Origin of the sequence: Bacillus sp. MRMR6 (assembly GCF_001940785.1) — a bacterium.
Classification (GTDB): domain Bacteria; phylum Bacillota; class Bacilli; order Bacillales; family Cytobacillaceae; genus Neobacillus.
Genome location: NZ_MSLS01000007.1, coordinates 143,231 through 156,063 on the forward strand (window position 1 = coordinate 143,231; position 12,833 = coordinate 156,063).

A 12,833-nucleotide genomic window follows, 5' to 3' on the forward strand; every position below is an offset into this window, starting at 1 on the left:
ATGAGATCAGAAGCGGCATTACAGCCATCATTTCGAGATAAAACAAATTACGCACTTGGAATAAGCCAAGAAGATGGAAGATTAACGAAATCATATATATCTGTAGCATTTATCGCATTATTTCTTGGTGGATTTTTAGGATTGCTGCAAGGATTAAACCGCGCAGGACTATTGGAATTACCAACGTGGTTCAATTATTATCAAGTGCTTACAGCGCATGGAATATTACTAATTCTAGTACTAACAGCTTTCTTTACAATCGGTTACTTTTATGCGACCCTTTCTCATAATCTAGGAGGGTTACTACCAAAAGTCAGGAAGATTGCCTGGTTTGGTTTTGGATTAAAGATTGTCGGATTTGTCTTAGCCGTTATCCCTATTTTAATGAATGAAGCATCCGTCATGTATACTTTCTATCCACCAATGGCCGCACACCCAGCATTTTATATTGGTTTAGCATTAATCGTAGTTGGAGTATTGATGTGCTGTGTTGGAGGATTCATCCAAGTTGCCAATTGGCGAAAAAATAATAAGGGACAACATGTTCCAATTCTTTCATACTTTGCTACAGGTGTATTCGTACTATTGTTCTTCGCTTCCCTGTTTGTAGCAGTAGAAGTAGTCGTTCTGATTATTCCTTGGTCATTGGGCTGGGTTGAAACAATCAACGTTATGGTTGCACGCACCCTGTTCTGGGCTTTTGGTCACACTTTAGTTAATATTTGGTATTTAACAGCTGTTTCAGCATGGTACGTAGTAGTTCCAAAAATTATCGGTGGAAAACGTTGGAGTGATATTTTAACTCGAGTGGTTATAATTGCTTTAGTAGTCATGAACATTACAGGTGGGTTCCACCATCAAATTGTTGACCCTGGTATTACAGGAGCAGTTAAATTCATGCATGTATTCATGAGTTTAGCGATTGGTTTCCCATCTTTAATGACGGCCTTCGCCATGTTCGCTGTCTTTGAAAGAACGGCTCGTAAAAAGGGCGGTAAAGGATTAGTCGGCTGGTGGAAGAAAATGCCTTGGGGAGATGTTCGTTTCCTAGCACCGTTTATCGCAATGGTAGCATTTATCCCAGCGGGTGCAGGCGGTATTGCTCAAAGCACAAACCAATTAGACCAGGTTGTTCATAATACGATGTGGATTGTTGGACACTTCCACTTAACACTCGGAATGTCCGTTGTTATGACATTCTTTGGAGTGAGTTATTGGTTAGTTCCATATATTTCAGGAAGAGTATTAACCCCACAAATGAATAAATTAGGTGTCATTCAAACTTGGATCTGGACAATAGGTATGGTTTGTATGTCAATGGCAATGCACTGGGTTGGATTACTAGGTTCACCACGTAGAACTTCTTATACAACCTATGGCGATCATGCAACCGCCTTGAGCTGGGATCCATACTTGACCTTCTTAGCCGTTGGCGGAACGTTATTAATGGTCGGTGTTATTCTTCAAGTGTATGCAGTATTCAATATGATGTTCTTTGCACCAAAAGGGGAAACCGAATTCCCGATTGCGGAAGAAGAAGAAAATGCAACAAAAACTCCATATTGGACAGAGCGTTGGGGCTTATGGATTATTGTAATGCTAATTGTAGTTTCAATGGCATACGTAATGCCATTAACCGAATTTATCGTAAATGCACCTCCGGGATCACCACCAATAAGGACTTGGTAAAAAGAAAAGCGGAAGCGCCTTGCCCAGGGGCATGCGTCTAGACGAGCCGGCGAGAAGGTTGCTCTTTAACCTTCTTGGTGGATTGGCTTATGACCAGAGCCCCTAGGCGCTGAAGTTTGACAATGAAAGAAGAGATAGTTCGAATCGTTTTGGGCTATCTCTTTCACTCTATAGGATGATATAAAAAGAAAAATATAGTTGGATGTGATCTCGATGATCAACAATAAGCCATACATCATTTCAATGGTTGTCGTCTTATTGTTTGGAATAGGATTGTTTTATGTCGGGACGGATGGATTTACAGCCTATACAGCAGAAACCGCAAGAGTAAACAAGCTAATAGAGGATCAGCCGAAATTTCCGCAAGTAACACTCGAAGACAGCAATGGCCGAAAATATGATTTTTCGGAATTTAATGATCAGTATGTATTTATTACCTTTCTATACACTGCCTGTACAACGGTTTGTCCCGAATTAGAATATAACATGGCTCAAGTATATAACAAGATACCGAAAGAATATATTGGGAAAGATATCACTTTTTTAAGTATCAGCTTTGATCCTGAAAGAGATGACCCAGCAACATTGAATAAATATAAAGATTTTTTTAATAGTGACGGGGAAACCTGGAGGATGGCAAGAATTCCTGACCAGTATGAATTAAATCGATTGCTAGAACAGTTTGGGGTCATTGTAATCCCCGATGAAAATGGAAATTTCGCACATAACTCTGCGTTTTATTTAGTAGATAGAAACGGAAGTCTAGTAAATGTGATGGACTATACGAAGATTGATGAAGCGGCTGAAACCGTGGTTAGTATCCTTGAACGAGAAGCGGGGGATCAATAATGAACCAATCACTTTATGGCCTCCTGCTATTCATTTTTCTCCTAGTCCCACCAATTGCAGACTTTATGGAGTCAGTCATGATTATCCATATGCATATGCAAATGCCGATGCTTGTGATTGCGGGAGTTTTAATGGAGCGATTTTTTCAACTAAAGTTCCCGAGTTTTTTCGAGAAATATAATCATAATGGTATACCTGGAATCTTATTATTCGTGATTGTTATGGTCTATTGGATGCTTCCGCGTACAATGGATGAAGCTTTAACAGTAACTGCGGTGGAAACTTTTAAATTTATCAGCCTGCCATTCCTAGCTGGTGTCCCATTAAGAGATAGCTGGAAAAAACTCAAACCAATCGGTCGGAATAGTGTCATAATTGTATTCACCATTCTATTTATCGCAATGGGTTGGTTATATACAGGATCACCCGTGCAGCTATGCAATAACTATTTAATCATCGAACAAGTCACGTTAGGGTGGGGGTTTATCCTAACTGCAATCTGTATGGTCCTCTATTTAGGCTACAGCTATTTCGTAGACCCTTCACAGTATGAATAATAATATAAGATCAGTCAGGGGTGTTAACTCTGGCTGTTTTTATTTTATAAAGAGGATGACAATGCTTTCAAATAGATTTACTATTTAAGTAGAGTAGTAGAGAGAGGAGTGATCTTTATGTTAGTTAGAGTGTTTGCAAATCTTCGGGATATTTGCGGGGGAGTATCAGTAGAGGTCCAATCTGAGGGTAAACGGGTAATTGACGTATTAGATAGAATGGTTGAAATGTTCCCAGATTTAAAGGATGAAATATTCAATGCTGAAAAGGAACTTCTCCCATTTGTTCATGTATTTATTAATGGAAGAAATATCATACATCTTGATGGGCTGCAGACTATTGTAATGGAAACGGATCAATTTGCCCTATTTCCGCCAGTGGCAGGTGGTTAATATGGCAGTACTGGATCTTGAATTCCGTGGAATTAGGGTAGAGCATCTTGGAATGTATTTTGAAGAACTGGGTGGAAAATCAGTAACGAAAAGCTTTCCTTACATATATGAAGGGAAGGGCTGGAGTGGACATATCTTAACAGAAGAGGAGCTGACAATCACCTCTACCTTTAAAGTAAACGCTGTTCAGATAAAATTTATCGCTGAAGATGAAAATACCCTTCAAGAACTTGTGAAAAACTACCGTGTGAAAACTAGGAGAATCGGCGGGTAGTTACGGGCATATTAGAAAATGAATAAGCAAAAATGACGTGTGCAGCAACACACGTCATTTTTTGTATTCCTATTATTCTACCGGCAGATTTTCAGCACCGATAATGTCAAGTTCACGAAGCTTTTCTTCTGTTACCACTCCGTTTTTCCAGCCGCGCACATCATAGTATTCATCAAGCATAATATCCATGCGGCTTACTTCGCCAGCACTATTGCCTGAACCAGGCTCTTCTGTGAAACGTTTTGGAAGATAGTCATCTTCCTCTTTATTAAAGCCCGCAAGATTATTATAGTAACGCTCAAGGTTATAGATTCTTTCCCCAGCCTTCATCACGTCTTCAGCCGTCATTGGAATCCCAGTCATTGAGCCGTATTGCTCAGCATAATGCTCAGCATTCTCAGAGAAAGAAGAGAACTTACAAATATTCATAGAATCAGAGAAGGCTAGCATGTCTTGGAATACCTTTAACAATTCGCCTTTTCCTTCTGCTTTTAATCGATCAGTTGGTTCTGGAATCCCAGCAATTTCACTCGCTACCGTATAGCCGCGAAGGTGACAGGCGCCACGGTTACTAGTTGCATAACCAAGACCAATTCCTTGGATACCACGCGGATCATAGGCAGGAATGGACTGACCTTTTACACTCATAGAAAGTTCTGGTGCACCCCAGGAAGCAGTTGCTCTTGCTGGACCTTCTGCTAATAGTCCTCCAAAACCTTCACGGTGAGCAATTCTCTTCGTTAATTCAATCATGCTGTCAGCGTCGCCCCAGATAAGCTCCTCTGTGATTAAGCCTTTTTCATAAGCTTCCATTGTTACGGAGAAACAATGTCCTAGTTCAATTGTATCTAGTCCATATTCATTACATTGATCAATTAAATAAGCAATTGCCTCTGAATCACTTAATAAACAGTTAGAGCCAAGTGACCAAGAAGATTCAAACTCAAAGCTTTCCACTCTGGTTTTATACTTCCCATCTTTCACTTCTACTTCGATTTTACAGCCGACAGGGCAGGCGTGGCAGGTATTGTTAGAAACTAACAAGTGTTTGTTTACATACTCACCACTGTGCTTTTCAGCTTGATCCCAATGTGTAAATTGAGAGTTCTTAGTAGGAAGGGCACCAACTTCATTAATAATGTTGGTTAAAACGTTTGTTCCGTAGACAGAAAGACCGCCTTTGTTTGGAGCAGTTAAACCGCCATCAAGAATCGCTTTTACTGCCTTCTTATTTGCTTCCTTGTATTCGATTTCAAGTTTTGGTTGCGGCATATTTCCTTTTTGTACTGCTTTGATCACAATCGCTTTTAACTTTTTATACCCAGCGACAGCAGCGGTACCGCCACGCCCGGCAGCACGGTCATGCTCATTAATAAAAGATGCAAAACGAACGGTATTTTCCCCAGCCTGACCAATTGTCATGACACTAAGGTCTTGTTCACCGTACTTCGCTTGCAGTGTTTTTACCGTTTCTCTCGTGCCTTTTCCCCATAAATCTGATGCATCTCGTAACTCAGCTTGACCATCTTCAATGTAGAGGTAAACAGGTCGATCACTTTTGCCTTTGAAAATGATATTATCAACCCCAGCCCACTTTAGACGTGCAGCTGTCCATCCACCCATATGGGAATCCGTTACAGTTCCAGTCAGCGGTGACTTAGTCACGACACAAAGGCGTCCGCTCATCGAAGACCGTGATCCTGTAACGGGGCCAGTCATGATACATAGAATATTTTCTTCTGATAGCGGCTCTACCTCCGGGCCGTTATCTAAAACATATTTAACACCTAGTCCGCGACCGCCAATGTACTTTTTCGCATCGTCTTCGTTAAGTGCTCTGTAATCAACAACTCCTGCTGATAAATCAACCACTACTTCTTTGTTTTTAAAACCACCTAGATTCAAAGTTTTCCCTCCCTATCATTTTAAAAAGATAAATATAAATCCCTATGTTTGTAATATGTATTATTAGGGATTTTCTCCAAAATTTATAAATAAACCCAATTACTATTATACAATTATTTGTAGATATTTTATATTTAAATTTTTATAAAATTCAATTAAAATTAAATTACAATAATTTGCCTCTTGCTTTTGACATACTTTTTTAGAAAAGAGGAATTTCATGACTGTTTCAGAACGTTACTCAAGACAGATTCTTTTTTCCCGTATTGGGACAGAGGGTCAGGATAAATTATTGACTAGCAAAGTTGCCATTGTCGGGGTGGGGGCACTTGGAACAGTAAGTGCAAATCATCTTGTCAGGTCAGGTGTGGGCACTATTCGTTTAATTGATCGGGATTATGTTGAAAAATCAAATTTGCAGCGTCAAATGCTTTTTAATGAAGAAGACGCTTCTTTAAATCTCCCCAAGGCTGTTGCTGCAAAGAAGAGACTCGAGAAAATTAATTCCGATGTAATGGTCGAAGCGGTGATCGCTGATGTAAATTTAGATAACGCTGAGGAATTATTAGCAGGGTTTGACGTGATTGTGGATGGAACAGATAATTTTATGACCCGATTTTTGATTAATGATATAAGCATTAAATTTAATATTCCCTGGGTGCATGGTGCAGCTGTTAGTTCAAGAGGCATGTTTGCCGTAATAAAACCCGGGATAACACCCTGCTATCGCTGCTTGTTTCCACACGTCCCCTCAGGCAGGGGGGAAACCTGTGATACGATTGGTGTATTGTCTCCGCTTACGGACATTATTGGTAGTTTTCAGGCAATCGAAGTAATGAAACTGCTGGTAGGGGCAGAAACAACACATAACCTGGAACAACTTGATATTTGGGACACGAGTTTTTTTCAAATGGATATTTCGGAGGGGCGAAATCCAAATTGTCCTACATGTGCAGAGCACCAATTCGATTTTTTAGACCGTTCGTCAAGTCTCCAAGAATCATATAGCACACTTTGTGGACGAGATACTGTACAGATTTATTTTAGGGAGAAGCGTGAAAGGGATTTACTTCAGCTTGCTGATCAACTGAAGAAGAATGGAAAGGTAACGGGAAATCAGTTTTTAATCCGGTTTACTCCAGAAGAAGGTATTTCGATGGTCTTATTTAAGGATGGTCGCGTATTGGTGCATGGGACAAATGATCTAGTAAAAGCAAAATCACTTTTTTCAAAGTATATAGGTAACTAGAGCGGACTATAAGAATTTGAATAGATATAATTTTTCAGAATATTAATAATTACCTATTAATAATGAATCTTCCATAGTAAAATAATACTATATCTATGGAGGTGAATGAAGATGAACGAAAAGCCAATTCACTATGATGGTAGTGTACAAAATAATGAAAGTTCGAGTGTTTTAGTTAATGAACCGTTTACATTGACTGATGAAATTAGGGCGAGTATTAGTGGAAACCCATATAGCAATGAAAAAGGTGAATAGTTATGAAGAGGGATTTGTCATAAAGGCATGTCCCTTTTTCTATGGGCTTCCAACTAGTAATACCATATTTAGGAAGGTTAACGTTGTATACCAAATAAAATTATACACAAACTAGAATATACCAATGAATAAGAAAAGGAAGGGATACTTGTGACCAAAGTATTGTATATTACAGCACATCCCCACGATGATACAATGTCCTATAGTATGGCAGTCGGAAAGGCTTTTATTGATTCGTACAAGGAAGTTCATCCTGACCATGAAATAATAAACCTTGATCTTTACACAGAAAATATTCCTCAAATTGACGTGGATGTTTTTAATGGCTGGGGAAAACTTAGGTCCGGTCAAGAATTTGATGCTCTCTCCTCAGAAGAAAAAGCCAAAGTTGGTCGACTTTCTGAACTTTGCGAACAGTTTATTTCTGCAGATAAATATGTCTTTGTAACCCCATTGTGGAATTTTTCTTTTCCACCTGTCATGAAAGCCTATTTAGACGCTGTATCTGTTGCTGGTAAGACCTTCAAATATACGGAACAAGGTCCAGTAGGTCTTTTATCCGATAAAAAAGCATTACATATTCAAGCTCGTGGTGGATTTTATTCTGAAGGTCCTGCTGCTGCAATGGAGATGGGGCATCGCTATATTGGGATCATGATGCAATTTTATGGAGTACCTACATTTGAAGGTTTATTTGTGGAAGGTCATAATGCTCAACCAGAACGTGCACAAGAGATTAAAGAAAATGCAATTGCACGTGCAAAAGATCTGGCACATACCTTTTAATTCTGAATTAACCTAGGAGGGTCGCAAATTATTGCGGCCCTTTTTGGACTGGATAAATATTTTTCTTCACATGTCCATGATAGGTTATTATAATTAACTTGGTGTATTTGATAATAGAAGGGACGGAGCCGAAGATATGCTATTAGTAATTGATAACTATGACTCATTCACCTTCAATTTAGTGCAATATATTCGTGAAATTGGCGAAGATGTTGTGGTCCGACGTAATGACAAGCTGACAATAGAAGAAATCGAAGCATTGAATCCGGATCAAATTCTACTTTCACCAGGACCAGGTAATCCGGACTCTGCTGGTATTTGTCTTGAAGTGGTAAAGAGGCTGCATTCGAGTTTTCCTATCTTAGGTGTTTGCCTTGGTCAGCAAATTATCGCCCAAGCTTTTGGAGCTTGTATAATAAAAGCACAACAACCCATGCATGGGAAAACATCACAAATCATTCATGATGGAACTGGTGTATTTCATGAATTAGCATCACCATTACAAGTAGCCAGATACCACTCTCTAATTGTGGATGAGGCTACACTTCCAACATGTCTTGAGATTAGTGCAAAAAGTGAAGATGGAGACATTATGGCAATAAGGCACCAACAGTATTATGTTGAAGGAGTTCAATTTCATCCTGAAGCGATTTTGACGGAACAAGGATTAGAGATGCTACGGAATTTTATTGAAAATTCAAAAGGGAATAGAGTTGTAACGCTCCAAAATGAAAACAAGATATTGAGTTTTTAACACGATCAATTTTTAAGAGGGAACTATGGAAGGGCATTTAATATGCACTTACTAGTTGCCTCTTTTTAAAATTGCAATGATTTGTCACTTCTATTTCACAAAAAAGCTTATTAGTTCGTTTATAATAAATATTGGAAATATTTTTTTAAAATACTTTGTGAATTATTGAGCAAACAAAAGGAGGACTTGTATGAAATACCGTCATTTATTCGAAAAAGGAAGTATTGGGAACTTAAAATTAAAAAATAGGGTTGTTATGCCTCCAATGGGAACGAATCTGTCTGGTCCAAATGGGGAGGTCACAGACCACCAAATTGCTTATTATGAAGAACGGGCAAAAGGTGGGGCAGGGCTAATCATCGTTGAGTTTTCATGCATCGATTACGAATATGGAAAAGGGTTTATTAATCAGTTAAGAATTGATGATGATCGTTTTATTCCCGGTATCCTAAGATTAGTTAATGCTGTACATAAATATGGTACAAAACTATTTATGCAAATCCATCATGGAGGAAGACAATCGAGTTCACAGTTAATAGGGGGGAACCAAATCGTCGCACCGAGTCCAGTTACATGTGCAGCGATTGGGGAAGAACCTAGGGAATTATCGAATGCCGAAGTGATAGAAATTGTTGATAAATTTGTGCTAGCTGCAGTTCGATGTAAAAATGCTGGTGTTGACGGGGTGGAAGTTCATGGTGCACACGGTTACCTAATTAACCAGTTCCTTAGTCCTTATACCAATTTACGGACGGATGAGTATGGTGGCAACTTTGAAAATAGAATGAAGTTTTTAGAGGAAATTATCCTTGGTATTAGAGAAAAGTGTGGTGCCGACTATCCGGTTACGGTGCGATTAAGTGTCGATGAATTTGTTGAAGGTGGAATCGATTTAACCTTAGGTAAAAAAATATCTCGGTATTTAGAAAAATTAGGTGTAGATGCTCTTCATATTAGTGCTGGAAACTATGATTCTATGGATAAGGTTATTGAGACTTCAGTATACAAACAAGGCTGGAGAGTTTACTTAGCTGAAGAAATTAAAAAAGAAGTAAAGATTCCTGTGATTGCAGTGGGGGTGATACGTGAACCTGAATTCGCTAATTCTGTCCTATCCGATGGGAAAGCTGATTTTGTAGCGATTGGCCGAGGACAAATTGCCGACCCAGAATGGTCTAAAAAAGCAATGGAAGGCCGTGAAACTGAGATTAGGAAATGTATTTCCTGTCTGCATTGTATAAAAACTGCAATGAGCGGTGGTCATATTCAGTGTTCGATTAACATTAGAGCAGGAAGAGAATTAGAATTTCCGGAGCTCAGAAAGATCGAACTCAAGCGGAATGTGGCTATTGTCGGTGGTGGACCAGCTGGCATGGAAGCAGCAAGGGTTCTTTCATTAAAGGGGTATGATGTTACCTTATTTGAAAAAGATGATAAACTTGGCGGTCAATTGAACCTTGTTCATCAGCCAATAGCAAAAGAAAAAATGAATTGGATGATCGATTATCTCTGCAACGAAATGAAACGCTTAAACGTGAATGTGTGTTTAAATACAGAGGCCACTATTGAAGAAATAAAAGCACTGCAGCCATATGCAGTATTTATTGCAACTGGTGCCAATCCAATTATTTCGGACGTTGAGGGGAATCATTTGGCAATGGTATGTGATTACGAAGATGTATTATTGGAACGTAGGGGTTTAGTAAATAAAAAAATTGCTGTAGCAGGCAGTGGAATGATTTGTTATAGCGTAACAAGCCAGTTAGCAAAACAAGGCAATTTTGTGACTTTAATAGAGGTTCCGACTGAAACAGGAAGCAAAGTTACTCCAAATACAAGACACATGCTGATCACTCGTTTGAAGAATACGGGAGTAGAAATTCTTACAGATCATCAAGTAGTGGAGATAAAGCCAAATGCCGTTTTATTAGCTGATGGTGAAGGAATTCTGCAGAAACTAGAGGTAGACCACCTAGTGTTCTCGATGGGAACAAAATCTTTCAATCCTATAGAGGATACTTATCGGAAATATATTGAAAATGTATTTGTCATTGGAGACGCAATTAATCCTGGTTCGATAACCAATGCCATCAAAGATGGCTTTGAGAAAGCATTTGTCCTTGAATCAATTGTAACGAATAGAGTAGTTGGAAAAGAGTTAGTCGAAACTTTGTCATAACGATTTACGATTAAATGAAGGCATAGGGAGGAATCTCTATGCCTTTTGTTCATGTGGAAATTTGGTGAAATTCAGTTGAATTAATAGAGGAGATTTTGTATAAATAATCGAATAAAGCAAAAGGAATATTAGTTGATAAAAGTATAAGAAGGATTCATATTACCTAGTGGAAGGACTTCTCACTTGTTATCATAATTTAAATAACTTATAATTATCAGATAATAGTAGAAAAAATTTTCCTATATATAATATTAATACGCTCGATATGGTTATAATGAAAAAGGGAAGAGGTGTGTATTCAGATTGCACCTAAGTGTGGTTTGATGAAAACATCTTATCTGCTAAATTTCAGGGGAAAAGGTTGGTTGAAATGAGCAACTTGGAAACTAAAACAGACGTTATTTTAATTGGCGCAGGAATCATGAGTGCAACATTAGGGACGATCTTGAAAGAGTTAGTGCCGGAGTGGGATATTACCGTTTTTGAGAAGCTTTCAAATGCAGGTGAGGAAAGCTCTAACGAATGGAATAATGCTGGAACTGGGCATGCGGCACTGTGCGAGCTAAACTACACGGTCGAACAACCGGATGGATCTGTAGATATAAGTAAAGCGATAAATATTAATGAGCAGTTTCAGGTTTCTATGCAGTTTTGGTCTTATCTAGTAAACAACAACTTGATACATAACCCGGAGGAATTTATCAGACCTCTGCCTCATATGAGTTTAGTAGAAGGGGATCAAAATGTAGAGTTTTTAAAGAAACGTTTTAAAGCGCTGTCAAACAATCCTCTTTTTCATGGGATGGAGTATACGGAAGACCATGATAAACTGACGGACTGGATTCCGCTAGTCATGGAGGGACGCACATTAAAAGAACCTATAGCGGCAACAAAAATTGACTCTGGGACGGATGTTAACTTTGGTGCATTAACGCGTATGTTATTTAATCATTTAGAGAGTAAAAATGTTCCTGTTAAATATAATCACAGTGTTAGTGATATAAAGCGCACAAGCGATGGATTGTGGGAAGTGAAGGTCAAAAACCTTTTCAGTGGTACGGTTAAACATCATACTGCAAAATTCGTCTTTATCGGAGGCGGTGGAGGCAGCCTTCATTTGTTGCAAAAATCCGGCATTCCAGAAGGGAAACACATTGGAGGATTCCCGGTAAGCGGTATATTTATGGTGTGTAACAATCCAGATGTTGTATCACAGCATCATGCCAAAGTGTACGGTAAGGCAAAGGTTGGTGCTCCGCCAATGTCAGTGCCTCACTTGGATACAAGATTTATTGACAACAAAAAGTCTCTACTATTTGGACCATTTGCTGGCTTTTCACCAAAGTTCTTAAAAACCGGTTCCATGCTCGACTTAGTTACATCCGTAAAACCGAACAATCTCTTAACGATGCTTGCGGCAGGTGCAAAAGAGATGTCATTAACGAAATACTTGATCCAACAAGTAATGCTCTCGAAAGAGCAGCGTATGGAGGAGCTTCGTGAATTTATACCGAATGCTGTTGCTGAGGATTGGGATTTTGTCGTAGCGGGTCAAAGAGTACAGGTGATTAAAGATACTGATGCTGGCAAAGGAACACTTCAATTTGGCACAGAAGTCATTACCGATTCTGACGGAACGATCGCAGCATTATTAGGCGCATCCCCGGGTGCATCTACTGCGGTTCACGTTATGCTTGAGGTAATTACTAAATGCTTCCCTGAGCAAATAAAAGAGTGGGAACCGAAAATAAGAGAAATGATTCCTTCTTATGAAATGTCACTAATGGATAACCCAAAGTTGCTGCGAGAAATTCATACTTCAACAACAGAAACGCTGGGTCTAAGTGAAAAAGAGGAGGCTATTGTTCCTTCTTTACGAACTAGGAAATTTGAAAGTTTAGTGATTGAAGATGAATATAAGCAATTGAGTAAATAATTGAAACAGA

General features: G+C 38.9%; 12 protein-coding genes. 11 read left to right on the plus strand and 1 reads right to left on the minus strand.

Annotated features, from left to right (window positions below; all coding sequences use genetic code 11):
• From BTR25_RS09720 to BTR25_RS09740, 5 genes are all read left to right on the plus strand, one after another.
• Positions 1 to 1,689, plus strand: coding sequence for a cbb3-type cytochrome c oxidase subunit I (locus tag BTR25_RS09720; protein ID WP_075687868.1), 1,689 nt, complete (start codon positions 1 to 3; stop codon positions 1,687 to 1,689).
• A 213-nt stretch (positions 1,690 to 1,902) separates the two neighbouring features.
• On the plus strand, positions 1,903 to 2,538 hold the full coding sequence (locus BTR25_RS09725) for an SCO family protein (protein ID WP_075687869.1): 636 nt from the start codon (positions 1,903 to 1,905) through the stop codon (positions 2,536 to 2,538).
• Positions 2,538 to 3,095 carry a hypothetical protein gene (locus tag BTR25_RS09730; RefSeq protein WP_175596739.1) on the plus strand — a complete coding sequence of 186 codons (558 nt, stop codon included), beginning with the start codon at positions 2,538 to 2,540 and terminating at the stop codon, positions 3,093 to 3,095. Before BTR25_RS09725 ends, BTR25_RS09730 begins: the two co-directional genes overlap by 1 nt.
• A 117-nt stretch (positions 3,096 to 3,212) precedes the next feature.
• Positions 3,213 to 3,485, plus strand: coding sequence for a ubiquitin-like small modifier protein 1 (locus tag BTR25_RS09735; RefSeq protein ID WP_075687871.1), 273 nt, complete (start codon positions 3,213 to 3,215; stop codon positions 3,483 to 3,485).
• A gap of 1 nt (position 3,486) precedes the next feature.
• Positions 3,487 to 3,759 (plus strand): MoaD-like domain-containing protein, encoded by a 273-nt coding sequence (locus tag BTR25_RS09740; RefSeq protein ID WP_075687872.1) that lies wholly within the window; start codon positions 3,487 to 3,489, stop codon positions 3,757 to 3,759.
• A gap of 72 nt (positions 3,760 to 3,831) precedes the next feature.
• Here the strand turns inward: BTR25_RS09740 and BTR25_RS09745 are convergent, their stop codons facing one another.
• Complete coding sequence (locus BTR25_RS09745) at positions 3,832 to 5,664, minus strand: aldehyde ferredoxin oxidoreductase family protein (protein ID WP_075687873.1); 1,833 nt, start codon at positions 5,662 to 5,664, stop codon at positions 3,832 to 3,834.
• Between the two features lie 220 nt (positions 5,665 to 5,884).
• On the opposite strand from BTR25_RS09745, the gene BTR25_RS09750 reads away from it, so the two are divergent.
• The 6 genes from BTR25_RS09750 to BTR25_RS09770 all read left to right on the plus strand — a co-directional run bounded on the left by BTR25_RS09750 (position 5,885) and on the right by BTR25_RS09770 (position 12,823).
• Positions 5,885 to 6,913: a ThiF family adenylyltransferase gene (locus BTR25_RS09750; RefSeq protein WP_075687874.1), complete on the plus strand. Its 1,029-nt coding sequence runs from the start codon at positions 5,885 to 5,887 to the stop codon at positions 6,911 to 6,913.
• Positions 6,914 to 7,024: 111 nt separating this feature from the next.
• Entirely contained in the window at positions 7,025 to 7,168 is a 144-nt protein-coding gene (locus tag BTR25_RS27510) for a hypothetical protein (protein ID WP_175596740.1), read from the plus strand.
• Between the two features lie 150 nt (positions 7,169 to 7,318).
• Positions 7,319 to 7,954: an FMN-dependent NADH-azoreductase gene (locus tag BTR25_RS09755; RefSeq protein WP_075687875.1), complete on the plus strand. Its 636-nt coding sequence runs from the start codon at positions 7,319 to 7,321 to the stop codon at positions 7,952 to 7,954.
• A 136-nt stretch (positions 7,955 to 8,090) separates the two neighbouring features.
• A complete protein-coding gene (locus BTR25_RS09760) occupies positions 8,091 to 8,708 on the plus strand; it encodes an anthranilate synthase component II (protein ID WP_075687876.1) in 618 nt (205 codons plus the stop codon).
• Positions 8,709 to 8,898: 190 nt separating this feature from the next.
• Positions 8,899 to 10,887, plus strand: coding sequence for an oxidoreductase (locus BTR25_RS09765; protein WP_075687877.1), 1,989 nt, complete (start codon positions 8,899 to 8,901; stop codon positions 10,885 to 10,887).
• A gap of 370 nt (positions 10,888 to 11,257) precedes the next feature.
• The gene (locus tag BTR25_RS09770; RefSeq protein ID WP_083652320.1) at positions 11,258 to 12,823 is read left to right on the plus strand and encodes a malate:quinone oxidoreductase; all 1,566 of its coding nucleotides are present in this window, start codon (positions 11,258 to 11,260) and stop codon (positions 12,821 to 12,823) included.
• Positions 12,824 to 12,833 lie beyond the last annotated feature (10 nt).

Bases quoted from the DNA above. Each gene is read 5' to 3' on its own strand.
- BTR25_RS09720 (WP_075687868.1), top strand. From the start codon at position 1: ATGAGATCAGAAGCGGCATTACAGCCATCATTTCGAGATAAAACAAAT.
- BTR25_RS09725 (WP_075687869.1), top strand. From the start codon at position 1,903: ATGATCAACAATAAGCCATACATCATTTCAATGGTTGTCGTCTTATTG.
- BTR25_RS09730 (WP_175596739.1), top strand. From the start codon at position 2,538: ATGAACCAATCACTTTATGGCCTCCTGCTATTCATTTTTCTCCTAGTC.
- BTR25_RS09735 (WP_075687871.1), top strand. From the start codon at position 3,213: ATGTTAGTTAGAGTGTTTGCAAATCTTCGGGATATTTGCGGGGGAGTA.
- BTR25_RS09740 (WP_075687872.1), top strand. From the start codon at position 3,487: ATGGCAGTACTGGATCTTGAATTCCGTGGAATTAGGGTAGAGCATCTT.
- BTR25_RS09750 (WP_075687874.1), top strand. From the start codon at position 5,885: ATGACTGTTTCAGAACGTTACTCAAGACAGATTCTTTTTTCCCGTATT.
- BTR25_RS27510 (WP_175596740.1), top strand. From the start codon at position 7,025: ATGAACGAAAAGCCAATTCACTATGATGGTAGTGTACAAAATAATGAA.
- BTR25_RS09760 (WP_075687876.1), top strand. From the start codon at position 8,091: ATGCTATTAGTAATTGATAACTATGACTCATTCACCTTCAATTTAGTG.
- BTR25_RS09765 (WP_075687877.1), top strand. From the start codon at position 8,899: ATGAAATACCGTCATTTATTCGAAAAAGGAAGTATTGGGAACTTAAAA.
- BTR25_RS09770 (WP_083652320.1), top strand. From the start codon at position 11,258: ATGAGCAACTTGGAAACTAAAACAGACGTTATTTTAATTGGCGCAGGA.